Annotated in this window: 23 protein-coding genes; 12 read left to right on the forward strand and 11 right to left on the reverse strand. The window is 72.0% G+C overall.

Annotated elements, in window-relative coordinates:
• Window positions 1-2: 2 nt before the first annotated feature.
• The 3 genes from HGB54_RS11950 to HGB54_RS11960 all read left to right on the forward strand — a co-directional run bounded on the left by HGB54_RS11950 (window position 3) and on the right by HGB54_RS11960 (window position 5,926).
• Window positions 3-3,146 carry an HAD-IA family hydrolase gene (locus tag HGB54_RS11950; protein WP_267237834.1) on the forward strand — a complete coding sequence of 1,048 codons (3,144 nt, stop codon included), beginning with the start codon at window positions 3-5 and terminating at the stop codon, window positions 3,144-3,146.
• Window positions 3,143-4,192 carry a type II glyceraldehyde-3-phosphate dehydrogenase gene (locus HGB54_RS11955; RefSeq protein WP_168916606.1) on the forward strand — a complete coding sequence of 350 codons (1,050 nt, stop codon included), beginning with the start codon at window positions 3,143-3,145 and terminating at the stop codon, window positions 4,190-4,192. Before HGB54_RS11950 ends, HGB54_RS11955 begins: the two co-directional genes overlap by 4 nt.
• Window positions 4,193-4,267: 75 nt before the next feature.
• Window positions 4,268-5,926, forward strand: a complete 1,659-nt coding sequence (locus tag HGB54_RS11960) for an ABC1 kinase family protein (protein ID WP_228545836.1) — start codon at window positions 4,268-4,270, stop codon at window positions 5,924-5,926.
• Window positions 5,927-6,070: 144 nt separating this feature from the next.
• Here the strand turns inward: HGB54_RS11960 and HGB54_RS11965 are convergent, their stop codons facing one another.
• Window positions 6,071-7,684 carry a solute symporter family protein gene (locus HGB54_RS11965; protein ID WP_168916607.1) on the reverse strand — a complete coding sequence of 538 codons (1,614 nt, stop codon included), beginning with the start codon at window positions 7,682-7,684 and terminating at the stop codon, window positions 6,071-6,073.
• On the reverse strand, window positions 7,684-8,043 hold the full coding sequence (locus HGB54_RS11970; RefSeq protein WP_168916608.1) for a DUF485 domain-containing protein: 360 nt from the start codon (window positions 8,041-8,043) through the stop codon (window positions 7,684-7,686). Before HGB54_RS11970 ends, HGB54_RS11965 begins: the two co-directional genes overlap by 1 nt.
• 244 nt (window positions 8,044-8,287) lie before the next feature.
• Between HGB54_RS11970 and HGB54_RS11975 the strand changes: the two genes are divergently transcribed.
• Genes HGB54_RS11975 through HGB54_RS11990 form a run of 4 tightly spaced genes read left to right on the forward strand, consistent with a single transcriptional unit; the run spans window position 8,288 to window position 12,118 of the window.
• Window positions 8,288-9,499: a sensor histidine kinase gene (locus tag HGB54_RS11975; protein ID WP_228545837.1), complete on the forward strand. Its 1,212-nt coding sequence runs from the start codon at window positions 8,288-8,290 to the stop codon at window positions 9,497-9,499.
• A gap of 5 nt (window positions 9,500-9,504) precedes the next feature.
• Window positions 9,505-10,263, forward strand: coding sequence for a LytR/AlgR family response regulator transcription factor (locus HGB54_RS11980; RefSeq protein ID WP_168916610.1), 759 nt, complete (start codon window positions 9,505-9,507; stop codon window positions 10,261-10,263).
• Window positions 10,260-10,649, forward strand: a complete 390-nt coding sequence (locus tag HGB54_RS11985; protein ID WP_168916611.1) for a hypothetical protein — start codon at window positions 10,260-10,262, stop codon at window positions 10,647-10,649. Before HGB54_RS11980 ends, HGB54_RS11985 begins: the two co-directional genes overlap by 4 nt.
• Window positions 10,646-12,118: a sodium/solute symporter gene (locus tag HGB54_RS11990; protein WP_168916612.1), complete on the forward strand. Its 1,473-nt coding sequence runs from the start codon at window positions 10,646-10,648 to the stop codon at window positions 12,116-12,118. Before HGB54_RS11985 ends, HGB54_RS11990 begins: the two co-directional genes overlap by 4 nt.
• A 391-nt stretch (window positions 12,119-12,509) precedes the next feature.
• On the opposite strand, the gene HGB54_RS11995 is transcribed toward HGB54_RS11990, so the two are convergent.
• The 6 genes from HGB54_RS11995 to HGB54_RS12020 all read right to left on the reverse strand — a co-directional run bounded on the left by HGB54_RS11995 (window position 12,510) and on the right by HGB54_RS12020 (window position 17,927).
• Window positions 12,510-13,460, reverse strand: coding sequence for a DMT family transporter (locus HGB54_RS11995; RefSeq protein ID WP_168916613.1), 951 nt, complete (start codon window positions 13,458-13,460; stop codon window positions 12,510-12,512).
• Window positions 13,457-13,768, reverse strand: coding sequence for a chorismate mutase (locus HGB54_RS12000; protein WP_168916614.1), 312 nt, complete (start codon window positions 13,766-13,768; stop codon window positions 13,457-13,459). Before HGB54_RS12000 ends, HGB54_RS11995 begins: the two co-directional genes overlap by 4 nt.
• A 51-nt stretch (window positions 13,769-13,819) precedes the next feature.
• The gene (locus HGB54_RS12005; RefSeq protein WP_168916615.1) at window positions 13,820-14,734 is read right to left on the reverse strand and encodes a glycosyltransferase family 2 protein; all 915 of its coding nucleotides are present in this window, start codon (window positions 14,732-14,734) and stop codon (window positions 13,820-13,822) included.
• Window positions 14,731-15,927 carry a hypothetical protein gene (locus HGB54_RS12010; protein ID WP_168916616.1) on the reverse strand — a complete coding sequence of 399 codons (1,197 nt, stop codon included), beginning with the start codon at window positions 15,925-15,927 and terminating at the stop codon, window positions 14,731-14,733. The genes HGB54_RS12005 and HGB54_RS12010 overlap by 4 nt, the downstream gene beginning before the upstream one ends.
• Before the next feature lie 80 nt (window positions 15,928-16,007).
• Window positions 16,008-16,634, reverse strand: coding sequence for a GNAT family N-acetyltransferase (locus HGB54_RS12015; RefSeq protein ID WP_168916617.1), 627 nt, complete (start codon window positions 16,632-16,634; stop codon window positions 16,008-16,010).
• Between the two features lie 6 nt (window positions 16,635-16,640).
• On the reverse strand, window positions 16,641-17,927 hold the full coding sequence (locus HGB54_RS12020) for an adenylosuccinate synthase (protein WP_168916618.1): 1,287 nt from the start codon (window positions 17,925-17,927) through the stop codon (window positions 16,641-16,643).
• 168 nt (window positions 17,928-18,095) lie between these two features.
• On the opposite strand from HGB54_RS12020, the gene HGB54_RS12025 reads away from it, so the two are divergent.
• The 3 genes from HGB54_RS12025 to HGB54_RS12035 are packed head-to-tail and all read left to right on the forward strand — an operon-like array spanning window position 18,096 to window position 20,745.
• Entirely contained in the window at window positions 18,096-18,845 is a 750-nt protein-coding gene (locus HGB54_RS12025) for a 3-oxoacid CoA-transferase subunit A (protein WP_168916619.1), read from the forward strand.
• A complete protein-coding gene (locus tag HGB54_RS12030) occupies window positions 18,842-19,576 on the forward strand; it encodes a 3-oxoacid CoA-transferase subunit B (RefSeq protein WP_168916620.1) in 735 nt (244 codons plus the stop codon). Before HGB54_RS12025 ends, HGB54_RS12030 begins: the two co-directional genes overlap by 4 nt.
• Entirely contained in the window at window positions 19,573-20,745 is a 1,173-nt protein-coding gene (locus HGB54_RS12035; protein ID WP_168916621.1) for a thiolase family protein, read from the forward strand. The genes HGB54_RS12030 and HGB54_RS12035 overlap by 4 nt, the downstream gene beginning before the upstream one ends.
• Before the next feature lie 46 nt (window positions 20,746-20,791).
• On the opposite strand, the gene HGB54_RS12040 is transcribed toward HGB54_RS12035, so the two are convergent.
• Window positions 20,792-21,523 carry a TetR/AcrR family transcriptional regulator gene (locus tag HGB54_RS12040; protein ID WP_168916622.1) on the reverse strand — a complete coding sequence of 244 codons (732 nt, stop codon included), beginning with the start codon at window positions 21,521-21,523 and terminating at the stop codon, window positions 20,792-20,794.
• Between the two features lie 110 nt (window positions 21,524-21,633).
• Here HGB54_RS12040 and HGB54_RS12045 point away from each other — a divergent pair, with 110 nt between their 5' ends.
• The gene (locus tag HGB54_RS12045; RefSeq protein ID WP_168916623.1) at window positions 21,634-22,083 is read left to right on the forward strand and encodes a DUF2256 and DUF3253 domain-containing protein; all 450 of its coding nucleotides are present in this window, start codon (window positions 21,634-21,636) and stop codon (window positions 22,081-22,083) included.
• A gap of 15 nt (window positions 22,084-22,098) precedes the next feature.
• On the opposite strand, the gene HGB54_RS12050 is transcribed toward HGB54_RS12045, so the two are convergent.
• The gene (locus HGB54_RS12050; RefSeq protein WP_168916624.1) at window positions 22,099-22,467 is read right to left on the reverse strand and encodes a nuclear transport factor 2 family protein; all 369 of its coding nucleotides are present in this window, start codon (window positions 22,465-22,467) and stop codon (window positions 22,099-22,101) included.
• A gap of 72 nt (window positions 22,468-22,539) precedes the next feature.
• Window positions 22,540-23,226, reverse strand: coding sequence for a TrmH family RNA methyltransferase (locus HGB54_RS12055; protein WP_407663491.1), 687 nt, complete (start codon window positions 23,224-23,226; stop codon window positions 22,540-22,542).
• A gap of 171 nt (window positions 23,227-23,397) precedes the next feature.
• On the opposite strand from HGB54_RS12055, the gene HGB54_RS12060 reads away from it, so the two are divergent.
• Window positions 23,398-24,285 (forward strand): DNA-methyltransferase, encoded by an 888-nt coding sequence (locus HGB54_RS12060; RefSeq protein ID WP_168916625.1) that lies wholly within the window; start codon window positions 23,398-23,400, stop codon window positions 24,283-24,285.
• Window positions 24,286-24,310: the final 25 nt, after the last annotated feature.

The raw sequence follows: 24,310 nt of genomic DNA on the forward strand, positions 1-24,310 counted from the left end.
CGGTGTTGTTCGACATGGATGGTGTGGTCACCGACACCGCCACCATCCATGCCGCCGCCTGGCAGCGACTCTTCGACGAGGTCCTCCAGGACCCCCGCGCCCACGACGCGGACCTGCGGCCGTTCGATCCTGTGGAGGACTATCGCCTGTACGTCGATGGCCGAAGCCGCGAGGATGGGGTCGCGGCCTTCCTGGCCGCCCGTGGAATCGAGCTCGAGCCCCGACGGCTCGGCGACTCAGAGTGGTCGATCGCGGGGCTCGCCGAACGCAAGAACGACCTGTTTCTGGCCGAACTCGGTACACGAGGTCTGCGGAGCTACCCAGGCACGACGGACCTGCTGGGCCGGCTTCGCGCCGGCGGCATTCCGGTCGGCCTGGTCACCGCGAGTCGCAACGCCCACCGGATGCTGGCTGAGGCGGGCTTGGCTGGCATGTTCGACGTGGTCGTGGACGGGGAGATCGCTGCGGAGCAGCATCTGCCGGGCAAACCTGACCCGGCGATGTTCCTCGAGGCCGCCCGTCGCCTGGGAGTCCAGCCGCAGAGCACCGCGGTTGTCGAGGACGCGATCTCCGGGGTTCAGGCCGCTCATGAGGGCGGATTCGGACTGGTTGTCGGGATCGCGCGTGAAGGACGTCGGGATGCCCTCGAAGCCAACGGGGCTGACGTCGTCCTGAACGATGTCAGTGAGCTGGACCTCGGTGCCCACATCACCGACCCGTGGACCCTCACGTACTCCGGATTCGACCCCGCCCATGAAGGGCATCGGGAGGTGCTGGCAGCACTGGGGAACGGATACCTGGTCACTCGCGGCTCCCGGCCGGAGCACCGCGACGACGGGACGCACTACCCGGGGACATACCTCGCAGGTGTGTACAACCGCCTCACCAGCCGCATCCACGGTCGGAGCATGGAGGAGGAACATCTCGTCAACACGCCGAACTGGCTTCCTCTCGACATCCGAGTCGCCGCCGGACCATGGTGGTCCAGCGGTCGAGTCGCTATGCGCGACGAGCGACGGGATGTGAGCCTGCGCGAGGGGATCTCCACCCGGCACGTAACCCTCCTCGGCGCCGACGGAGCTGAGCTGAGCGTCGTGCAACGATCCTTCGCTTCCATGGACGACCCGCATCTGGCCGTGCAGGAGACCACCCTCACTGCCTCCGGTTGGAGTGGGACGGTCACGCTCCGCGCTGGCCTCGATGCAGGTGTGGGCAACAGGAACGTCGCCGAGTATGTCGGATCGGACACCACCCACCTCGGCCCCCCGACGTTCAGCCAGGATGGGGACGTCCTTCTCTGCGAGGTGCGAACCAGGAACAGCGAGATCGACATCGCCTCGGCCATCCACCTTCGACTCGAGGGAGCTGACGGAGTGTGGCCCGACGCGCGCACACGGCCGGGACGCCGCTACACCAGAGACGTCGAGCTGGCGCTCATTGACGGGCAACCCGCTACCCTCACCAAGACGGCCGCGATCTTCACCTCGCGCGACCCCGCGATCGCGTCGCCGGCGATCGCCGCACTCGATCGACTTGAGGAGCATGGCCGGGACACCCGCGGCCTGGAGGACCGCCACCGGGCCGCCTGGGAGCGACTCTGGCAGCGCTTTCCCCTGACCGTCGACGCCGACCCGCGCAGCCAACTCGTTCTCAACCTTCACATCTTCCACCTCATGCAGACGCTCTCCCCCCACACCGCAGCCTTGGATGCCGGCGTGCCGGCACGGGGCCTGCACGGCGAGGGGTACCGCGGGCACGTGTTCTGGGACGAGCTCTTCGTTCTTCCGGTACTCGGCCTTCGGCTGCCACAAGTCGCCCGCGCGATGCTGCAATACCGATGGCACCGGCTGGGGGCCGCCCGCTCCGCGGCACGGGAGAACGGCATGCCCGGAGCGCTCTTTCCCTGGCAGAGCGGCAGCGACGGACGCGAGGAGACACCAGATCACCTCTACAACCCCCACTCCCAACGGTGGATGCCCGACCACTCGCACCTGCAGCGCCACGTCGGTTTGGCAGTCGCATACAACGCCTGGCAGCACTATCAGGTCACCGGCGACCTCGAGTGGCTTGCCGGGCAGGGTGCCGATCTCATCATCGAAGTCGCCCGGTATTTCGCCGCCTGCGCCGTTCACGACCCCCATACCGACCGCTTCCATATCGCCGGCGTGATGGGCCCGGACGAGTACCACGACGGATACGGCCACGGCGTCCGCGACAACACCTACACGAACGTGATGGTCGCATGGGTGTGCGCCCGCGCCGTCGACGCCCTCCAGGAGTTGGCCGGCCACCCCCGCGACGATGTCGTGGCGCGACTCCGGATCGGAGAGGCAGAGATCGCACGCTGGGAGCACGTCAGCCAGCGGCTCGCGATCGCCGTTCACGCCGACGGAATACTCAGCCAGTTCGACGGGTACGAGGATCTCATCGAGCTCGACTGGACCGCCTACCGGGACCGGTATGAGAACATCGGCCGGCTCGACCTCATCCTCGAATCCGAGGACGACAGCACCAATCGGTACAAGCTGGCCAAACAGCCCGACGTCATCATGCTCGTCTATCTGCTTGGCCAGGATGGGCTCCTGCAGCAGCTGGCTGGGCTCGGCTACCCCTTCTCGCAGGACGACCTCGTCCGCACCGTGACCTACTACCTCGAGCGCACCTCCAACGGCTCCACCCTCAGCCGAGTCGTTAGCGCCTCCGTCCTCGCCGGCCTCGACGAATCCCGATCGTGGTCCCTGTTCCGCGAGGCGCTCATCGCCGACCTGGATGACACCCAGGGGGGAACGACCCGCGAAGGCATCCACCTCGGCGCAATGGCCGGCACCATCGACCTCGTCGCGCGATCGTTCGTCGGGCTGAGCTACGAACCGACCCGGGTCAGCTTCGCTCCACGACTGCCGCCGCGACTTCCGAGCATCCGTCTCCAGTTCGCCTACCGGGGGCACCTGATCGACCTTGAACTCGACCACCAGGCCCTCCGACTGCAGCTGCTGCCCAGCCCAGCACCGCCGATCCGTCTCCGAGTCGCCATCGAGGAGGTCTCGCTCGCGGGCGGCGAGTCGCACACGTTCGCCCTGGCTCACGAGTTCCAACCGGAAGAACCCCCCGAGAAGTACCACACCGAGAGAAGGGCACGCTCATGAGCAAGATCAAGGTCGGCGTCAATGGGTACGGAGTGATCGGCAAGCGCGTCGCGGACGCCGTCGTGCTGCAGCCCGACATGGAGTTGGTCGGCATTGCCGACATCGCCACCGACTGGCGCATCAAATCCGTGCGGGGTCGAATTCCCCTCTTCGCCGCCACTGACCAAGCGCTCACCGCGATGGCGGCGGAAGGATTGAGCGCAGCGGGTGGCCTCGAGGACCTGCTGGCGGCATCCGACATCATCATCGACACCACCCCCAAGCACGTCGCCGCGGGCAATCTGCAACGCTACCGCGCGGCCGGGGTGAAGGCAGTCTTCCAGGGTGGCGAATCCCACGAGGTGACCGGACACTCCTTCGTCGCTCAAGCGAACTATCACAGCGCTCTGGGCCGCGACACCACCCGCGTCGTGTCCTGCAACACCACGAGCATCGTTCGTGTACTCGGCGCTCTCGACACCGCCGGGCTACTTCTCCGGGCCCGCGGGGTGCTCATCCGACGCGCCACCGATCCGTGGGAATCCCATCTCGGCGGCATCATGAACACGATGGTCCCCGAGCCGACCATCCCCTCCCATCAAGGCCCCGACGCGCAAACTGTGCTACCCGGCCTCGACCTGGTGACAATCGCCGCCAAGGGTGCCCACACCCAGACGCACAACCACTACTGGACGATCCAATTGACCCGGCACGCGACGCGGGAGGAAGTGCTTGCCGCTCTGCGCGCCGCCCCCCGAATCGCGTTCATACGGATGTCCGACGGTCTGATCGCCCTCAACTCCACGATCGAACTGATGCGCGATCTCGGCCGCCCCCGAGGCGATATGTGGGAGGTGGCGGTGTGGGAGGACCTCGTCACCGTTCAGGGCGACGAGCTCTTTCTGACCTATCAGGTCTACAACGAAGCCATCGTCGTGCCCGAAACCATCGACGCGATCCGGGCACTGACCCGGACCGCCCCCGACGCCGCCGCCTCGATGCACATTACCGACGCCACTCTCGGGATGCTCCAGGACTTCCTGCCACCCACCGTGCCGAACAGCTGAACGCGAGCAACACCGCGCGAAGGAGAAAACGATAGCTATGGTGTCAATGTCAGGGCGCTCGGCAGGACTTCTGCTGTGGTCGAACTCGCGATGACCACTCATCGCAACCGGTATCGACGCATCGGCGCCATCCTCGAGCGTCACGGGCTCGGTCTGGCCACGGGAGCCCTTGGGCTGAACGGGTGGATCCCCTTCAACAAGGGTATCCTCGGGCATCCGAGCCGGGAGGCGCCCTACACGAGCCCGGACCATGTCAGGCTGGCGCTGGAGGAACTCGGTCCCACCTTCATCAAGCTCGGCCAGCTGCTGTCTACCCGGACCGACCTGCTTTCCCCTGACTATCTCGCTGAGCTCGCCAAGCTGCAGGACGACGCGCCTCCTGAGGACTGGGAACCGATCAGGGCCGTGATCCGAGAGGAGCTCGGCGCCGAACCCGAACAGGTATTCGCGCAGTTCGACAGACAGCCGCTCGCTGCGGCGTCGATCGGTCAGGCCTATGCGGCGACTCTTCAGGACGGCACGCAAGTCGTCGTGAAGGTCCGTCGGCCAGGTGTGGTCGCCCAGGTCGCCGAAGACCTGGAGATCCTGCAGAACCTCGCCGAGCGTGCGGACAAGCGATGGGAGGCTGCGCGTCATTACAACCTGATCGGAATTGTCGAGGATTTCTCCCGAACGCTACGCGCGGAGCTCGACTACCTCCAGGAGGGGCGAAGTGCGGAACGATTCGCCACCGATTTTGCCGACTCGCCCGATGTCGCCATCCCGCGGGTGTTCTGGGAGACGACCACCTCACGAGTGTTGACCCTGGAGCGGATGCAGGGGATCGGCATCGATGACATCTCCGCCCTCGACGCCGCTCGCATCGACCGGCACCAACTCGCCCAACGGGGCGCGAACCTCATCCTCACCATGATCTTCGAGAACCGCTTCTTTCACGCCGACCCCCACCCCGGCAACATGTTCGTTCAGGCCAACGGCTCGATCGCCTTGATCGATTTCGGAATGGTCGGGGAGCTTGACGAGGACGTGGCGGACGAACTCTCCGACGTGCTGCTGGCCATTGCCGAGGGAGACGACGACGCGCTCACCACGGCGCTCGTGAAACTGTCGATCACGAAGGACAGCTTCGACCGAACCGAGCTCCGCCGCTCCCTCGCCACCTTCCTCTCGAATTACCGCGGCCGCCCACTATCCGAGATCAACGTCACCCACCTTCTCGGACAGTTGCTCGCCCTTCTGCGCCAGCATCATCTCCAGCTCCCGCATGAGACGGCGCTGCTGTTCAAGGTGCTCATGATGGCGGAGGGCTTGGCGGCACGACTCGACCCGCCGTTCGAGATGCTGCAGGCGCTCACCCCCTTCTCGGAGCGGCTTGTGCAGAGACGGCTCTCGCTTCCTGCCCTTGCGAAGCGCTGGGCGCGGGCATCTGCGAATACACGAGACTTCCTCCTCGAGTTGCCCGGGGCGCTCCGCCGAGCGGGCCAGATCCTGGAGACCAGCGGCTTGGAGGTGCACCTGCGCGCCCGCGAACTGGAACCGCTCGTCGGCCGCGCCGAGCGCATCGGCAATCGCCTCATCGCCGGGATGATCGCCGCCGCGCTGATCAACGGCATCGGCGAGCTCGTCAGCGGCAACGCCCGGTGGCGACCGCGGGAAGGCGCCATGATCCGCGCTGGCGCCACCATGATCAGCGCCCTGGGCGGCTACCTCCTGTGGACTACGCGGCGGCGATGACGTTGCGCTCGGAGAAGGCACATCAATGAGCAGGACCCACGTCGGTGACACAGGCAGGGGCGAGAGCCTGCCCGTCGGCTCTCGCGGTCGTGAAGGGCCCCCGCCACCACCCGGCGAGGGCCCTTCGAGCCTGCGGAGAGCGACCTAGTGGTCGACCGACTTCTCGGCGCCGACTCCGGTGAGGGAGCGCACCTCCATCTCGGCCTGCTTGTCCAGGCTCTCCTTGTTCTTGTCGAGCATCGTGCCCAGCCAGCCCAGGAAGAAGGCCAGCGGGATGGAGACGATGCCGGGGTTCGACAGCGGGAAGATGCTGAAGTCGACGCCCTGGATCATCGAGGTCGGGCCGCCCGAGACGACCGGCGAGAGGCTGATCAGCAGGATCGCCGAGCCGAGACCGCCGTACATGCTGAACAGCGCGCCCTGGGTGGTGAAGCGGCGCCAGAACAGCGAGTAGATGATCGTCGGCAGGTTCGCCGAGGCGGCCACCGCGAAGGCGAGCGCGACGAGGAACGCGACGTTCTGCCCGTTGGCCCCGATGCCGCCGATGATGGCGACGATGCCGATGACGATGACCGTGCGACGGGCCACCTTGACCTCGGCGCCGGCGGGCGGGTCGCCCTTCTTGATGACGCTCGCGTAGATGTCGTGCGAGAAGGATGCCGCCGCCGTGATCGTGAGACCGGCCACGACCGCGAGGATCGTCGCGAAGGCGATCGCCGAGATGATGCCGAGCAGCACCGAGCCGCCCAGCTCGAAGGCGAGCAGCGGGGCCGCGGAGTTGGCGCCGCCCGGAGCAGCGGCGATGCGCTCGGCGCCGATGAGGGCCGCCGCGCCGTAGCCGAGCACGAGGGTGAACAGGTAGAAGATGCCGATGAGCCAGATGGCCCAGACCACGCTCTTCCGGGCCTCCTTCGCCGTCGGCACCGTGTAGAAGCGCATGAGCACGTGCGGCAGGGCCGCGGTGCCGAGCACGAGCGCGAGGCCGAGCGAGAGGAAGTCGAGGCGACTGACGTCGCTGATGCCGTACTGCAGGCCCGGAGCGAGCACCGCGGGGTTGCCCGAGGTCTCGACGGCCGAGTCGAGCAGCGTCGACAGGTTGAAGCCGTTGAGCGCGAGCACCCAGATCGTCATGATGCCGGCGCCCGCGATGAGCAGCACCGCCTTGATGATCTGCACCCAGGTGGTGCCCTTCATGCCGCCGACGAGCACGTAGAGGATCATGAGCGCGCCGACGACGGCGATGACGACCGACTGGCCGACCCGCTCCTCGATGCCGAGCAGCAGGGCCACGAGCCCTCCGGCGCCCGCCATCTGCGCGAGCAGGTAGAAGAAGCAGACGACGAGGGTCGAGATCGCGGCGGCGATGCGCACGGGGCGCTGCTTGAGGCGGAACGCCAGCACGTCGGCCATCGTGAACTTGCCGGTGTTGCGCAGCAGCTCGGCGACGAGCAGCAGGGCCACGACCCAGGCCACGAGGAACCCGATCGAGTAGAGGAACCCGTCGTAGCCGTTGATCGCGATGGCGCCGACGATGCCGAGGAACGAGGCGGCCGAGAGGTAGTCGCCCGCGATGGCCGAGCCGTTCTGGCCGCCCGTGAACGAGCGCCCGGCGGCGTAGTAGTCGGCCGCGGTCTTGTTGTTGCGCGATGCCCGGAACACGATGATCATCGTGACCGCCACGAAGGCGCCGAAGATCGCGATGTTGAGGATCGGGTCGCCCGGCGAGGTCGAGGCGGTGTCGGCGGCGAGACGCAGCATCAGCGCACCCCCTCGTTCTTCTCGAGGCGCTCGCGGATCGCGCGGGCGCCGGGGTCGAGGTTGCGGTTCGCGTAGGAGACGTAGGTCATCGTCACGATGAACGTCGTCGCGACCTGCGACAGGCCGAGCAGGATGCCGACGTTGACGCTGCCGAACACGGGCTGCGCCATGAAGTCGGGCGCGTAGCCGGCGAGCAGCACGAACGAGATGTACCAGAGCAGGCACACGGCGGTCACGGGCAGCACGAAGCCGCGGTGCTTGCGGCGCAGCGTCGTGAACTCCTCCGAGCTCTGCGTCTCACGGAACACCGCGGCCGTCTGGCCGGACGAGTGCTCCTCGGTCAGGGCGTCATTGCCCATGATCTCTCCTCGAGGTCGACGGCGGCGACGTCCTCGTCGGCGTCGGTGCCGTGCATGGTGGCGGTGCGGGGGGATGGTTCAGGGGTGGTGCGCGCCCACACTCCCCCCGACGGGGGCCGGGAGGAACGCCCGGCGCGCTCGTCGGCGGCGAGCGGCACCGCTCGTGCGACGAGCGGCGCTCCGCCGCCATCCATCGCCCCCTCGATGCGCCCGCCGCCGCCCGCGTCGCCTACGGTGGATGCTCGTGACCGAGTCAGTGCTGCTCGCCCTCGCCGTCGGCGTGCTCGTCGGCGTGGCGATCGCCGTGCTCGGCGTCGTCGCCTGGCGCGTGGTCAGGCTCTCGCGCGAGATGGGCACGGCCGCCGAGCGGGCCACCTACTCGACGCTGCACCTCGCCAGCCAGGCCGCGACGCACCTGCGCGGCGGGCTCGACACCGGCGATCCGCAGCGGGCGCTGCGCCCCCTGCGCGCGCTGCTCGACTGCCGCGTGCTCGCGCTCGCCGACGAGCACGGCGTGCTCGCGCTCGACGCCGCCTCGGGCGACCAGCGCCTCGCCGGCGAGCTCAAGGCCATCGCCGAGAGCCTCGCCGAGGAGGTGCGGCGCGGCGACAAGCCGCAGGTGTTCCGCGGCATCGACCCGAGCCGGCGCGGCGTCGCCAACACCGATGCCGTCGCGGCGCCCATCCTCGCCGGCGACCGCGTGGCGGGCGTCATCATCGCCTTCTCGCCCGCCGTGCGCCCCGGCCTCGTGCGCGCCACCGGCGAGGTCGCCGAATGGGTCTCGGCGCAGCTCGAGCTCGCCGAGCTCGACGCCAGCCGCGCCGCCCTCGCCGAGGCCGAGGTGAAGGCCCTGCGCAGCCAGATCAGTCCGCACTTCATCTACAACGCCCTCACCGCCATCGCCAGCACCATCACGACGAACCCGCCGCGGGCGCGCGACCTCGTGCTCGAGTTCGCCGACTTCACGCGGTACTCCTTCCGCCGGCAGGGCGACTTCACGACCCTCGCCGACGAGCTCAAGAGCGTCGACTCCTACCTGCAGCTCGAGCGCGCGCGCTTCGGCGACCGCCTCACCCTCACCCTGCAGGTCGCCCCCGAGGTGCTGCCGACGGTCATCCCCTTCCTCAGCGTGCAGCCGCTCGTCGAGAACGCCGTGCGGCACGGGCTCGAGCCCAAGGCCGCCGGCGGCCGCATCACCATCCGGGCGAGCGACGCGGGCGCCTTCGCGCTCATCGAGATCGAGGACGACGGGGTCGGCATCGATCCCGAGCTGCTGCGGGGCATCCTGGCGGGGCGGCCCTCGGTCGACCACGTGGGGGTGCGCAACGTGGATGCCCGGCTGCGGCAGCTCTACGGCGACGAGCACGGCCTCACCGTCGAGACGAACCTCGATGCCGGCACCCTCGTGCGCATGCGCGTGCCCAAATCGCAGCCCGACAACGCCGTAGGAGACTGAGGCCCATGCTGACCGTGCTCATCGCCGACGACGAGCAGCCCGCGCTCGACGAGCTGGCCTACCTGCTCGGCCACGACGCGCGCATCGGCGCCGTGCACCGGGCCTCGAACGGCGCCGACGCCCTGCGCATCCTCACGCAGGAGGACATCGACGCCGTCTTCCTCGACATCCACATGCCGGGCCTCAGCGGCATCGACCTCGCGCGCGCGCTCGGGCACTTCGACCGCCGCCCGCCCTTCGTCTTCGTCACCGCCGACGAGGAGCGCGCCGTCGAGGCCTTCGATCTCGCCGCCGTCGACTACCTGCTGAAGCCCGTGCGCACCGAGCGGCTCGAGCGCGCCGTCGGGCGACTCATCGAGGCGCGCGCGGCCGCGAGCGCGCCGCCCGCGACCGGGCCGATCCCCGTCACCGCGCCCGCCCGCCCCGAGCTCGTCGCCGTCAGCCTCGGCGGCACGACGCGCATGATCCGGCAGGATGCGATCCACTACGTGCAGGCCCAGGGCGACTACGCGCGGCTGCACACCGACGAGGGCAGCTACCTCGTGCGCGTGCCCATGAGCGACCTCGAGCAGCAGTGGGCCGCCGCCGGCTTCGTGCGCATCCACCGCTCGTACCTCGTCGCCCTCGGGCACGTCGAGCGCCTGCGCCTCGGCGCCAGCAACCCCACGGTGCTCGTCGGCGGGGTCGAGCTGCCCGTCAGCCGCCGCCTGCTGCCGTCGCTGCGCGACCGGGTCGCCGCGAGCCGGGTGCGGCCCCGCGCGTGAGCACCGCGGAGCCGACCCCGGCGAGCACCCCGCCGGCGCGGGTCAGCGTCACCGCGCCCCGGCAGGGGGCGCCGCTCGCGGCTGCGGCCGGGCATCCCGCCCTCGATCGCAGCGACACCGCGACCGTCTACGTGCGCTCCCTCATCCGCTCGCAGCTGCGCCTCGCGCTCGTGTGCGCCGCGGGCTTCGTCGTCAGCCTCGGGATGCTCTGGCTCGTGCTCGCCGCCGCCCCCGGCCTCGACGCCGTCGTCGTCGCCGGGGTGCCCGTCAGCTGGCTGCTGCTCGCCTTCGGCAGCTACCCCGCGATCATCGCCTTCGCGCTCATCTTCATCGTGGCGAGCGGGCGCAACGAGGCGGGTTACCGCTCGCTGACGGAGCAGTCGTGAACCCCGCCCTCGGCTACATCGCCATCGCGACCGTCACCCTCATGACGGCCTTCATCGGCTTCTTCGGCCTGCGCATCTCGCGCACGACGCGCGACTTCTACGTCGCCTCGCGCACGGTGAAGCCGTGGTGGAACGCGAGCGCCATCGGCGGCGAGTACCTCTCGGCCGCGAGCGTGCTCGGCGTGGCCGGGCTGATCCTGCTGCAGGGCGCGGGCGGGCTGTGGTTCCCGATCGGGTACACGGCCGGCTACCTCATGCTGCTGCTCTTCGTCGCCGCGCCGCTGCGGCGGTCGGGCGCGTACACGATCCCCGACTTCACGCGGGCGCGGCTCGAGTCGCAGGGCGTGCGGCGGCTGACGAGCATCCTCGTCATCCTCATCGGCTGGTTCTACATCGTGCCGCAGCTGCAGGGCGCGGCCCTCACCATCCGCATCACGACGGGGCTGCCCTCCTGGATCGGCGCGGTCGCGGTGGCCGTCATCGTCGGCCTCATCGTCGCCGCGGGCGGGATGCGCTCCATCACCTTCGTCCAGGCGTTCCAGTTCTGGCTGAAGCTCACGGCGATCGCCGTGCCGGTGGTGTTCCTGCTGATCGCGGTGGCCGGCGGCGCGGGCACGGCGCTGGAGACGGCCGAGGCCTTCCCGGCGGCCCTCGGCCCCGCATCCCTCGACGGCTACGCCACCGTCTCGCTCGTCATCGCGCTGCTGCTCGGCACCATGGGCCTGCCGCATGTGCTCGTGCGCTTCTACACGAACCCCGACGGCCCGGCCGCGCGGCGCACGACCCTCATCGTGCTCGGGCTGCTGTCGGTGTTCTACCTGTTCCCGACGATCGTCGGGCTGCTCGGCCGAGCGCTCGCCCCCGAGCTCGCCGAGAGCGGCGAGGCCGACGCCCTCGTGCTGCTGCTGCCCGGCCTCGTCATCGGCGGCCCGCTCGGCGACGCCCTCACCGCTCTCGTCATCGCCGGAGCCTTCGGCGCCTTCCTCTCCACCAGCTCGGGGCTCGTCATCTCGCTCGCGGGCGTCATCTCGCAGGAGGTCGCCGGCGGCTCGGTGCGGGGCTTCCGCATCGCCGCGATCGCCTCCTCGCTCGTGCCGCTCGCCGTCGCCCTGCTGCTCGAACCGGGCGGGCTCGCCGGCAGCGTCGGGCTCGTGTTCGCCTTCACCGCGTCGACGCTGTGCCCCGTGCTCGTGCTCGGCATCTGGTGGCGGGGCCTCACCGCCCGCGGCGCCATCGTCGGGATGCTCGGCGGCGGCCTCGCCTGCGGCCTCGCCATCCTGCTCGGGCCGATCCTCACGGCCGCCGGCGCCCCCGACTGGGCGCAGTCGGCCCTGCAGCAGCCCGCCGCCTGGACCGTTCCGCTGGCCTTCGCGCTGACGGTGCTGGTCTCCCGGCTCGACCGCCGCCGCGTCCCGCGCGGGGCCGACCGCTTCCTCGCGCGCCTGCACGTGCCCGAGCGCGCCGAGTAGCCCGCGCCGGGCATCCCGCCGCCGCCTGCCGCCCGGCCCCGCCGCCCTGCCGCCCTGCCCCGCCGCCTCGCCCCGCCCCTGGGCCGCCGCCCGTCGCCCACCGGCTGTCCGCGATCAGGACGCGGACGGTCGGGGTCGGCGTGTCGCCGCATGACTCGGGTCGACACGCCGCGCGACTCCTGATCGCGGGCACCCCGGAGCCGCTCGCCCGTCCTGCCTGGCACGAATGCAGGAGTTCGGCGACCGAGGTCGGTGTGTCGCCGCATGACCAGAGTCGACGCGCCGTGCGACTCCTGCATTTGCGCACGCCTGAGCCGAGCATCCCGACGCCGGGCCGTCCCGCGGCCGGGTCCCGCCGCCGGGTCCCGCCGCGTCGCCCCCGCGCCGCCGGTCAGGCGGCGGGCAGCACCGGCCCGGTCGGCCGACGCCGCACCCGCAGCCGCCCCTGCGCGAGCAGCACCCCGAGGATGACGAGGGCGGCGCCGACGGGCTCGTTCCAGACGAGGCGCTCGCCGAGCACGAGGATGCCGAGCAGCACGCCGATGACCGGCGTGATGTACGTGACGGTGGATGCCCGCGTCGCGCCCCACGCGCGCACGACGTTCTGGTTCCAGACGTAGGCGAGCCCGGTCCCGAGGGCCCCGAGGGCCACCACCGTCCCGACCACGGTCGGCGTCAGCGAGACCGGATCGAGCCCGATGATCGGCGTGAGCGCCAGCAGCACGACCGCCGCGATGCCGATGTACGCCGCCGTCATGGCCAGTGCGCTGAGCCCGGTCGCGGCGAGGTGGCGGCGCATGTACGAGAGGCTGAAGCCGTAGCAGGCGGTCGCGCCGAGCATGGCGAGCTGGGGCAGCAGGTCGCCGCCGAGCTCGACGCCCTGCCACGGCCCGATGATGACGACGACGCCGAGGATGCCGATGCCGATGCCGAGCACCTGCGCCCGGTCGAGCCGCTCGACGCGCAGCACGAGCGCCGCGATGAGCGCGGTCATGATCGGGGTCGTGGCGTTGTAGACGCTCGCGAGCCCCGAGGCGACGTACTGCTGCGCCCACGAGAACAGCAGGTACGGCACGACGCAGAACATCACGCCGATGACGGCGAGGTGCCCCCAGACCGGGCCCCAGGCGGGTAGGCGGTCGCGGGTGACGAGCACGAGCAGCAGCAGCGTGACGGCGCCGAGGACGGCGCGGGCGGTGGCCACCTGCACGGGCGAGAGGCCCGTGAGGGCGAGGGCGATGAAGAGGAAGCTGGCGCCCCAGACGAGCCCGGCGAGCCCGAACTGGGCGGCGATCCAGCCCTCGCGGGGCCGCGCCGCGTCCGCCGGAGCGGGCGCGCTCACTCCGCGGCCGCGACGGAGCCGGTGGAGGCGATCTGCTCGTGGTGGTGGATGACCTCGGCGACGATGAACGTCAGGAACTTCTCGGCGAAGGCCGGGTCGAGCTCGGCCTCCTCGGCGAGGCTGCGCAGCCGGGCGATCTGCACGCGCTCGCGCTCGGGGTCGGAGGCGGGCAGGCCGGTGACGGCCTTGAGCCGCCCGACGCTCTGCGTGCACTTGAACCGCTCGGCGAGCAGGTGCACGAGGGCCGCATCGATGTTGTCGATGCTCTTGCGCAGGGAGCCGAGCTCGGCGAGGGCCGCATCATCCATGCTCCGAGCGTATCCGTCGCGCAGGCGCTCGTCAGCGCCGGGATGCGCGGCTCAGCGGTGGCGGATGCGCTGGGCGATCGCGGCCCACGCGCCGACGGCCCGCTCGGCTACCCAGACGGGCGCCCAGAGCGCGGCATCCCCCCGGTAGTGGTCGGCCCCGCCCGCACGGCGGCGCCCGACCTCGGCGACGATCACGGTGCCGAGCGCGGCCGCGGCCAGCAGCGGCGGCTTGCGGGCGGCCAGCAAGATGCTCGGCAGCAACGCCAGCTCGCCGGCGACCCGCGCGGGGTGGCCGAACGAGTCGCCCGCCTGCCGCAGCCGCTGGCGCCAGAAGCGCGGCACGCTCGGAGCGAGGCGCTCCACGTAGACGTCGAGCGCCGTCACCACCTCGCCGCCGACGGAGTCGACGATGCGCTGCAGCTCGGGCACGTCGTGCAGCAGCGGGCTCTCCTTACCGCCGACCGCCTGGAAGGTGTCGCGGCAGATGACGGCCGTGGCGCGCTCGTCGCCGACGAACCAGGGCGAGACCACGGCGCGCGTCACGAGACTGCGCGCGGTGTCCCAGCGCGCGTGCCACGGCTGCGGGCGCAGCACCGTCTGGGGCAGCACGATGTCGGCCTCGGGGGCCGCCTCGAGCAGGGCCACGAGGCTGTCGCGGTCGTAGCGAACGTCGTGCGCGGCGATGATCGCCCGCGGGCGCAGGCCCGGCAGGCGCCCGGTGTGCACGCCGTGGGCGGTGCCGTGCCGGCCGGTGACCCGGGGCTGCCCGGGCCGGTGGTGCCGCACCGAGTCGGGCAGCGCATGCGCGTGCACGGCGGCGAGCGCGGGTGCCGAGTCGTCGATCACGGTGACGGGCATCCATTCGGCGATGGATGCCGCGTACCGTGCGACCTCGGCGATGGGCCCGGGCTCGCGCCAGCGGAGGGTGAGGACGTACTCGGCGTCGGTGAACGCCTCGTCGTTCATCGCCGGATGCCGCCCGTGCGCTCGACGGGGAGGGTGATGGGGCGATCGTCGACGAGGGGCGCCTCGGCGGCGCGATCGGCGCGCAGCACCTCGTCGCGGCCGATCGCGTCGCAGTCGCGGAGGGCGCTGCGGCCGACCTTCCAGCGCACGACCTCGTGCTCGGTGATCCAGCGCTCGACGGCGACGCCGATCGCGGCGCCGAGGAGCACGTCGTCGAGCAGCGCGGGCTCGGCCTCGACCAGTCCGGCGGCGATGCGGGCGCGGCCCGCGCCGGCGCCGCGGGCGGCGTCGGACTGCAGGAGGGGCTTGCCGAGTCGGCCGAGGGCAGCGACCACGGCGGTCTCGATCGAGGTCTCGACCGAGCCGGTGGTGGTGCGCAGGCCGTAGAAGAGGCCGCGCAGGCGGTCGTGGCGCGCGAGCATGGCCGTCGTGTTCACGGCGGTCAGCACGCGCACGTCGACCACGTCGACGTAGCAGCCGCGCTGGGTCTGCAGGCGCTGGTCGCCGAGCCGCGCGAGCAGGCCGGCGGCCGCGGTCGCGTCGTCGGCGACGACGCGCTGGTCGGCGTCGACGAGCACGGAGCGGATCGACCGGGCCACGAGGTGCTCGCGCAGCTGCGCGGCGGTCGCGTGCTGGGCGAGGTAGCAGTAGGGGCGCGCGGCGTCCGCGTCATCGATGATGCCGTCGAGCGTCGCGGCGACCGCGTCGGCGACGTCGTCGCCGGTCGCGAGCGCGCCGCGGGCGAGTCGTGCGGAGGGCAGGTGCACCTCCTGGCGCAGGGACTCCTCGAGGGCCACCTCGAGGTTCTCGCGCACGGCGAGGAGCAGCGGATCGGCGGCCCAGCGCGCATCCACCCGGCCGAGGCCGCCGGCGTCGAGCGCGCCGAAGCAGAGCAGCGCGAGCTGCAGGTCGTCATCGGTGAGGATGTCGGGGCTCGCGATGATCGCGCGCTCGACCTGGGCGTCGAAGGACGACACGATCGGCGGAGCGCCGACGCGACCGGTGAGCACGGCGATGAGCGCCGCGCTGACGGGTCCGCGGGGGGTCGGGATGGGCAGGGGTTCGACGGGGGCGGTGCGGGCGGCCGAACGGGTGCGGCGCGGGGTGGTCTGGGTGGCGGTGCGGGGGGCACGGCTCTCGGGGGCGCCGTCCGGATCGGCGTCCGCGCCGGGAGCGGGGGGTGCGAGTGTCATTCTGCGAAGCTACGGAGCCTGAGCGATCGATGCCAGGGGCTTGACAGGGTGTCAGAAGTAGGTCACCCTCGTCCGTCTCGTCAGCCCGCGCCGGTGACGCGGGCGAGGAGAGCGGCCCGCACGCCGGGCCAGTCGTCGATCGTGATGGAGAAGACCGCCGCATCGCGCCAGGTGCCGTCGGCGCGCTGCTGGTCGCGGCGGGTGATGCCCTCGAACGTCGCCCCGAGCCGCGCGATCGCGGCGCGCGAGCGGGCGTTGCGCACGTCGGCCTGCAGCTTCACCCGGCCGTAGCCGTGGTCGAAGAGGTGGCCGAGCAGCAGCAGCTTGCATGCCGGGTTGACCGTGCCGCCCCACGCCTCGGGGGCGTAGGCGGTGTATCCGATGTGCGCCGACTCCGTGCGCGCGACGAGGTCGGTGATCGTGCTCGTGCCGATCACACGGCCGGCGAGCGCGCCCGCCGTCGCCCGCACGACGCGCACCTGCGGCCGCGGCTCGGGCAGCTCGGGCCGCACCGGCAGGTACTGCACGACCCAGGCGTCGAAGGCCTCGCCCTCGCGGAATGCCGCGGGGCCGCCGCCCCAGCCGCCGGCGAAGACCTCCGGCCGCGCGAGGGCGTCGCGCAGGCCCGGCAGATGAGCCGACTCGAAGGGCTCCAACCGCACCCCGTGCCCCTCGAGCACGTCGGCGGGCAGCGGGCGGGCGGTCACGCGGGCCTAGTCGAGCAGGTCGTGGCGCACGACGATCTCGTCGCGGCCGGGGCCGACGCCGATGGCCGAGATGCGCGCACCGCTCATCGCCTCGATGGCGATGACGTAGTCCTGCGCGTTCTTCGGCAGCTCCTCGAAGGTGCGGGCGCCCGAGATGTCCTCGCTCCAGCCCGGCAGCTCCTCGTAGATCGGGGTCGCGTGGTGGAAGTCGCTCTGCGAGACGGGCACCTCGTCGACGCGCACGCCGTCGACGTCGTAGGCGACGCAGACGGGGATGCGCTCGAGGCCGGTGAGCACGTCGAGCTTCGTCATCACGTAGTCGGTGACCCCGTTGACGCGGGCCGAGTAGCGGGCGATGGGGGCGTCGTACCAGCCGCAGCGGCGGGGGCGACCCGTCGTGGTGCCGTACTCGTGCCCCGCATCCCGCAGGAAATCGCCGGAGGCGTCGAATAGCTCCGTCGGGAACGGGCCCGCGCCGACGCGCGTCGTGTACGCCTTGACGATGCCGATGACCCGGTCGATGCGGTTGGGCGCGATGCCCGAGCCGGTGGCCGCGCCGCCGCTCGTCGAGCTCGACGAGGTGACGAAGGGGTAGGTGCCGTGGTCGACGTCGAGCATGGTGGCCTGGCCGCCCTCGAAGAGCACGGTATCGCCGCGCTCGAGGGCCTGGTGCAGCTCGAGGCCGGTGTCGACCACCATGGGGCGCAGGCGCTCGGTGTACGACAGCAGGTCCTCGACGATCTCGTCGACGGTGATCGCGCGGCGGTTGTAGACCTTCACCAGCAGGTGGTTCTTCTGGTGCAGGGCGCCCTCGACCTTCTGCCGCAGGATGTTCTCGTCGAAGAGATCCTGCATGCGGATCCCGACGCGGTTGATCTTGTCGGCGTAGGTCGGCCCGATGCCGCGGCCGGTGGTGCCGATCTGGCGCTTGCCGAGGAACCGCTCCGTCACCTTGTCGAGGGTGCGGTGGTAGTGGGTGATGACGTGCGCGTTGGCGCTGATGCGCAGGCGCGAGACGTCGACGCCTCGGGCCACGAGCGCGTCGAGCTCCTCGAAGAGCACGGCGATGTCGATGACGACGCCGCCCGCGATGACGGGCGTGACGCCCGGAGTGAGGATGCCGCTCGGCAGCAGGTGCAGGGCGTACTTCTCGTCGCCGATGACGACGGTGTGCCCGGCGTTGTTGCCGCCGTTGAACTTGACGACGTAGTCGATGCGGCCGGCGAGCAGATCGGTCGCCTTGCCCTTGCCTTCGTCGCCCCACTGGGCGCCGATGATGACGGCGGCTGGCATGGTGGTCCCTTCGGGTGGAAATGGGATTGCATCTCACCCTATCTGGCGTCGTGTTCGGGGCGATGGTACGTTTGTTCTGCGAACACTCGTTCGCTATGTGAACCAACGCTCGGCGCCCCGTGGCGCCGGCGGTGCGCGCGACGGAGCGCGCCTGACGAGGGGAGCGCCGTGATCGCGAAGATCGCGCCATCGATCCGGGATGCCCTCGCCGACGTCGCCGACGGCGCGACCGTCATGATCGGCGGCTTCGGCCTCGCCGGGCAGCCCGCCGCCCTCATCGAGGGCCTCATCGAGCACGGCGCCTCGGATCTCACCGTGGTCTCGAACAACGCGGGCAACGGCGACCACGGCCTCGCCGCGCTCCTCGCCGCGGGTCGCGTGCGGCGCATCGTCTGCTCCTTCCCCCGCCAGACCGACTCATGGGTCTTCGACGAGCTGTACCGCTCCGGCCGCATCGAGCTCGAGCTCGTGCCGCAGGGCAACCTCGCCGAGCGCATCCGGGCCGCGGGCGCCGGCATCGGCGCCTTCTACACGCCCACCGGCGCCGGCACCCTGATCGCCGAGGGCAAGGAGGTGCGCGAGTTCGACGGTCGCCCGCACATCCTCGAGCTGCCCCTGCACGCCGACCTGGCCCTCATCAGCGCCTACCGCGCCGACGCGCTCGGCAACCTCGTCTACCGCCGCACGAGCCGCAACTTCGGCCCGCTCATGGCGGCCGCGGCGCGCACCACCGTCGCGCAGGTCGACCGCGTCGTGCCGGTGGGGGCGCTCGACCCCGAGGCCGTCGTCACGCCGGGCATCTACGTGCAGCGCGTCGTCGAGGTCGGCGACCGCGACTGGCTCGACGCGGAGGGCGCCCTGCGCCCGGTCGCCGAGCGGGCAGCCGCCGAGGCGAGCACGGGAGGGGCATCCGCATGACCGACACGCACTCCGCACCGGCCGCATCGGCCGCGGCAGAAGCCGCGCCCGCCGCCGGCGCCGCCCGCCTCGACCGCACCGCCCTCGCCGCGCGCATCGCCGCCGACATCGCCCCCGGCTCCTTCGTCAACCTCGGCATCGGCGCGCCCACCCTCGTCGCCGATCACCTGCGCCCCGAGGACGGCGTGACCCTGCATACCGAGAACGGCATGCTCGGCATGGGGCCCGCCGCGAGCGGCGACGCCGTCGACCCCGACCTCATCAACGCGGGCAAGATCCCGGTGACCGAGCTGCCCGGCGCCGCGTACTTCCACCACGCCGACTCCTTCGCGATGATGCGCGGCGGGCACCTCGACGTCTGCGTGCTCGGGGCCTTCCAGGTCTCGGCGCAGGGCGACCTCGCGAACTGGTCGACGGGCTCCCCCGACGCCATCCCCGCCGTCGGCGGCGCGATGGACCTCGCCCTCGGCGCCCGCAGCGTCTGGGTGATGATGGATCTGCTGACGAAGTCCGGCGCCTCCAAGCTCGTCGCGGCGTGCAGCTACCCGCTCACCGCGGTCGGCTGCGTCTCGCGCGTGTATACGGATCACGGCATCTTCGAGCCCGGGGCCGAGGGGCTGCGGCTCGTCGAGTCGTTCGGCGCCCCGCACGCCGAGCTCGAGGCGCTCGTGGGCCTGCCGCTGCGGGCCGATCCAGCCGCCCGACCCGAGGCCGAGGAGGCCAGAGCATGACCGCTGCCGTCATCTACGACGCCGTGCGCACACCGTTCGGCCGCATCGGGAAGGCGCTCGCGGGCATCCGCCCCGACGACCTCGCCGCCTCGACGCTGCGCGCCCTCGTTGACCGCCACCCGGGGCTCGACCCCGCCCGCATCGAGGACGTCATCCTCGGCGACGCGAATCAGGCAGGCGAGGACAACCGCAACGTGGCCCGCATGGCCGCGCTGCTCGCGGGACTGCCGACCTCCGTGCCGGGTGTCACCGTCAATCGGCTCTGCGGCTCGAGCGTCGAGAGCGTCATCCAGGCCTCGCGCGCGATCGAGGCGGGGGATGCCGCGCTCATGGTCGCCGGCGGCGTCGAGTCGATGAGCCGGGCGCCCTGGGTCGTGCAGAAGCCGAGCCGCGCCTACCCCGTCGGGCACGAGCAGATGCACTCGACGACCCTCGGATGGCGCATGACGAACCCGCGCATGGACGCGCGCTGGACGGTCGCGCTGGGCGAGACCGCCGAGATCCTCGCCGACCGCTTTGACATCACCCGCGAGGAGCAGGATGCCTTCGCCGTGCGCTCGCACCAGCGCGCCGCCGCCGCCTGGGATGCGGGGCGGTACGACGCCGAGATCGTTCCCGTCCCGGGCGTCGACCTCGCGCGCGACGAGGGCATCCGCGCCGATTCGACGATGGATGCCCTCGCCGGGCTCTCCCCGGTGTTCCGACCCGAGGGCGGCACCGTGACGGCGGGCAACTCCTCCCCCCTCAACGACGGCGCGAGCATGCTGCTCATCGGGTCGGAGGGCGCGCTCGACGCCGAGCCCCTCGCCCGCATCACCGGCCGTGGAACGGCCGGCAACGACCCCGACGTCTTCGGCATCGCCCCCGTCGAGGCGGCGAACCGGGCACTCGCCCGCGCCGGGCGCACCTGGGCCGACGTCGACCTCGTCGAGCTCAATGAGGCCTTCGCCGCGCAGAGCCTCGCCTGCCTGCGGCTCTGGACGGAGCTCGACCCCGAGAAGGTGAACGTCGACGGCGGCGCGATCGCCCTCGGCCACCCGCTCGGCGCCTCCGGCGGCCGCATCATCGGCCACCTCGCGCACGCCCTGCGTGCCCGCGGCGGCGGCATCGGCGTCGCCGCGATCTGCATCGGCGTCGGGCAGGGCCTCGCGGTGGTCGTCGAGGCCTAGCGCCGCTCGACGGCGTGGCGCAGGCGGCCCCGACGGCTCCGACGGCTCAGTCGGCCCAGCGGCCGCGGGCCGCGCCCGTGCCGGCGCCCGCGTCGGCGAGCACGGCGGCGAGCGAGCCCGGGGTCATGCCGAGGCGCTGCTCGGTCGCCGTGAAGACGAGCGCGTCGGCGGCGGGCGCATCCACCACCCCCATCGCGTGGTGCTGCACGGCGACGCCGTCGGCGAGCGCCGTCAGCATGCGCGCGTCGTCGTCGGGGTCGGCGCTCGTCGCGAGCCCGACGTCGACCGCGCGCCGGATGACGCCCGCGAGCAGCGCCTCGCACGCGTGGTGGTGCCGCACGAGCGTCTGGGCGAGGGCGGGGTTGCGGGGCGCCTCGCTCCAGGCGTCGATCCAGACCAGGTAGTGGTCCTCCGGCGTCGTCGCGAGCCAGGCGGCGAGCGCCGGCACCGGCTCGAGCGAGGCGAGCAGCGCCGAGTCGGCCGCGAGCTCGGCGGTGGCCGCGCGGTCGAAGGCGACCGCCATGAGCTCCTCGCGGGTGGCGAAGTAGTGGCGGATGAGCCCGTGCACGACGCCGACCTCGGCCGCGACCTCGCGCAGCGTCACGCTCGCGAAGCCCTTGCGGGCGACGATGCCGAGGGTGGCGCGCAGGATCTCCTCGCGGCGCTCCTCCGAGCTCTTGCGCCCCGCGGGCTTGCGCTCGACCGCAGAGGCCCCGGCGGCGGCCGGGACGGCGGCCACGGAGGCGTCGGGCGCGGCGTCGCGGTCGGTCTCGGGCACCCGTCGAGTGTAGGGCGGCGACGCGCGGTTGTCCGCTCGGACAACTGGCTCGACCGACCGTCGCGGCGGCCGCACAGCCCGCATCCACGCGCGCCCGCGACACTGACCGTATGGGCCGGAAGCGCGAGGCGAGCGACACCGCGGCGGATGCGCGCGCCGACAAGACCTGCGCGAGCTGCGGGCGCCGCATCGAGTGGCGGGCGGCGTGGGCGCGCGACTGGGAGGCGGTGCGCTACTGCAGCGACGCCTGCCGGGCCCGCACGGTGCGGCCCGTCGACCGGGCGCTCGAGGAGAGCATCCGCGGCCTGCTCGCGCAGCGCGCGCACGACGCCACCATCTGCCCGAGCGAGGCCGCCCGCGCGGTCGCCGCGGCGGACGGCGCAACCGGCCACGCGACCGACGGTGGCACCGACGATGACGCCTGGCGCGCCCTCATGGAGCCCGCACGCCGCGCCGCCCGCCGACTCGTCGCCGCGGGCGAGGTGGAGATCACGCAGGGCGGCCGGGTCGTCGACCCGTCGACCGCGAAGGGGCCGATCCGGGTGCGGCGCGCGCGCTGAGCGCCGCCGACCGCCTCAGTCGACCGGCGTCTGCTGGTGCGCCCCGATGCGCCAGCGGCCCTCGTGGTACAGGTACGTCGTCGAGGCGCGCAGCTCGACGGGGCTGCCGTCGCGGCGGGCGCTGACCCGGTACGCCAGCACGGCCGCGCGGTCGCCGAGGCGCACCACGCGGTGCTCGCTCATCGCGTACTCGTCCCACGTCGAGCCCTGCAGCGCGGCGATGATCGCGCCGCGCTCGATCACCGAGCCGGGGGTGATCATCACCGCGTCCCCGGTCATCGCGTGATGGAAGTGGGTGCCGCCGTCGCCTCGCACGAGCGCGTCCCACCCCTCGTGCTCCTGGTGGATGAGTCGGGCGGGCAGATCATCGGTGATCGCGGTCATGCGCCCAGTCCATCGGTCGCGGCGGGCGCGGTCAAGAGCGCATCGCGCGCGCCGCGCAGCGATGCATCGCGGTCAGGATGCTCCGGCCGGCGCCGCGTGCACGCGCACCCACTCGTGCATCACGACGGCCGCGGCGGCGCCGGCGTTCATCGACCGCGTCGACCCGAACTGCCGGATCTCGACGACCTCGGAGGCCGCGGCGAGCGCCTCGACGCTCACGCCCGGGCCCTCCTGGCCGAAGAGCAGCAGGCAGCGCTCGGGCAGCGGCCGGGCGTCCACCGCCCTGCTGCCCTCGACGTTGTCGACCGCCACGATCACGAGGTCGTGCGCGCGCGCGAAGTCGACGAGCTCGGCGACGGTCCCGTGGTGCCGCACGTGCTGGTAGCGGTCGGTGACCATGGCCCCGCGCTTGTTCCAGCGGCGGCGGCCGACGATGTGCACCTCGGCGGCGAGAAACGCGTTGGCCGTGCGCACGATCGAGCCGATGTTCATGTCGTGCTGCCAGTTCTCGATCGCGACGTGGAACGGGTGCCGCCGCTCGTCGAGGTCGGCGACGATGGCGGCCATGCTCCAGTAGCGGTAGCGATCGACGACGTTGCGGGCGTCGCCCTCGCGCAGCAGCTCGGGGTCGAGTCGCGGGTCGTCGGGCCAGGGCTCGGGGTGCGGGCCGACGCCGTGCGCGGGGGCGGGCTCGCCCGGCGCGCCCACCGGATCGCCGGTCGCGGGCAGCGGGTCGCCCGGCGGCGTCGAGTCGGTCACGCGCCCAGGCTACGCAGTCGGCCGACCCCGCGGAGCGGGGAGCCGGCGTGCCGGAACTCCTGCAATCCCGGCCCGAACCTCCCCTCTGCCCGCGGCGCTGTCGGGCCGCCCGCGGCAGATGCAGGAGTTGCGGCACGCGAGCCCGCGGTGCGCGGCTGTTAATCTCGGGCCATGACCGAGACGGGGGCCGAGCATCCGGATGCCCCGCTCTGGCACCCCGGCAGCCCCGACCTGCTCGTGCACGGCGACAACCTCGCGGTCATGCGCCGCCTGCCCGACGCGAGCATGCGACTGATCTACCTGGATCCGCCGTTCAACACCGGCCGGCCCCAGCAGCGACGCACCACCTCGCACGTGCGCGAGGCCGAGCCCGGCGATGCCACCGCCTGGCGCGGCTTCGGCGGCCAGAGCTACATCCGCACCGTCGAGGCCCTCACCAGCTACGACGACCGCTTCGCCGACTACTGGGCCTTCCTCGCGCCGCGCCTCGAGCAGGCGTGGCGGCTGCTCGACGAGCGCGGCACGCTCTACCTGCACCTCGACTACCGCGAGGCGCACTACGCGAAGGTCGCGCTCGATGCGCTGTTCGGCCGCGACTGCTTCCTCAACGAGATCATCTGGGCCTACGACTACGGGGCGAAGTCGCGCCGGCGCTGGCCGACGAAGCACGACACGATCCTCGTCTACGTCAAGAATCCGAAGGCCTACTTCTTCGATTCGAAGGAGGTCGATCGCGAGCCGTACATGGCGCCGGGGCTCGTGACGGCCGAGAAGGCGGTGCGCGGCAAGCTGCCGACCGACGTCTGGTGGCACACGATCGTGACGACGACCGGGCGCGAGAAGACCGGGTACCCGACGCAGAAGCCGCTCGGCATCCTGCGCCGCATCGTGCAGGCCTCCACCGCCGAGGGCGACTGGGTGCTCGATCCCTTCGCGGGCAGCGGCACGACCGCCGAGGCGGCCCGCCTGCTCGGGCGCCGCGTCATCGCGATCGACGAGAGCGAGGCGGCCCTCGCCGTCATGCAGCGGCGCCTCGGGCTCGACGTCACCCGGGCCTGAGCCGGGCATCCCGTCGCCGCGACCC

This window comes from Microcella flavibacter (assembly GCF_012530535.1).
GTDB classification, from domain to species: Bacteria; Actinomycetota; Actinomycetes; order Actinomycetales; family Microbacteriaceae; genus Microcella; species Microcella flavibacter.

Bases quoted from the DNA above. Each gene is read 5' to 3' on its own strand.
- HGB54_RS11955 (WP_168916606.1), top strand. From the start codon at position 3,143: ATGAGCAAGATCAAGGTCGGCGTCAATGGGTACGGAGTGATCGGCAAG.
- HGB54_RS11965 (WP_168916607.1), bottom strand. From the start codon at position 7,684: ATGCTGCGTCTCGCCGCCGACACCGCCTCGACCTCGCCGGGCGACCCG.
- HGB54_RS11970 (WP_168916608.1), bottom strand. From the start codon at position 8,043: ATGGGCAATGACGCCCTGACCGAGGAGCACTCGTCCGGCCAGACGGCC.
- HGB54_RS11980 (WP_168916610.1), top strand. From the start codon at position 9,505: ATGCTGACCGTGCTCATCGCCGACGACGAGCAGCCCGCGCTCGACGAG.
- HGB54_RS12000 (WP_168916614.1), bottom strand. From the start codon at position 13,768: ATGGATGATGCGGCCCTCGCCGAGCTCGGCTCCCTGCGCAAGAGCATC.
- HGB54_RS12005 (WP_168916615.1), bottom strand. From the start codon at position 14,734: ATGAACGACGAGGCGTTCACCGACGCCGAGTACGTCCTCACCCTCCGC.
- HGB54_RS12010 (WP_168916616.1), bottom strand. From the start codon at position 15,927: ATGACACTCGCACCCCCCGCTCCCGGCGCGGACGCCGATCCGGACGGC.
- HGB54_RS12020 (WP_168916618.1), bottom strand. From the start codon at position 17,927: ATGCCAGCCGCCGTCATCATCGGCGCCCAGTGGGGCGACGAAGGCAAG.
- HGB54_RS12030 (WP_168916620.1), top strand. From the start codon at position 18,842: ATGACCGACACGCACTCCGCACCGGCCGCATCGGCCGCGGCAGAAGCC.
- HGB54_RS12035 (WP_168916621.1), top strand. From the start codon at position 19,573: ATGACCGCTGCCGTCATCTACGACGCCGTGCGCACACCGTTCGGCCGC.
- HGB54_RS12045 (WP_168916623.1), top strand. From the start codon at position 21,634: ATGGGCCGGAAGCGCGAGGCGAGCGACACCGCGGCGGATGCGCGCGCC.
- HGB54_RS12050 (WP_168916624.1), bottom strand. From the start codon at position 22,467: ATGACCGCGATCACCGATGATCTGCCCGCCCGACTCATCCACCAGGAG.
- HGB54_RS12060 (WP_168916625.1), top strand. From the start codon at position 23,398: ATGACCGAGACGGGGGCCGAGCATCCGGATGCCCCGCTCTGGCACCCC.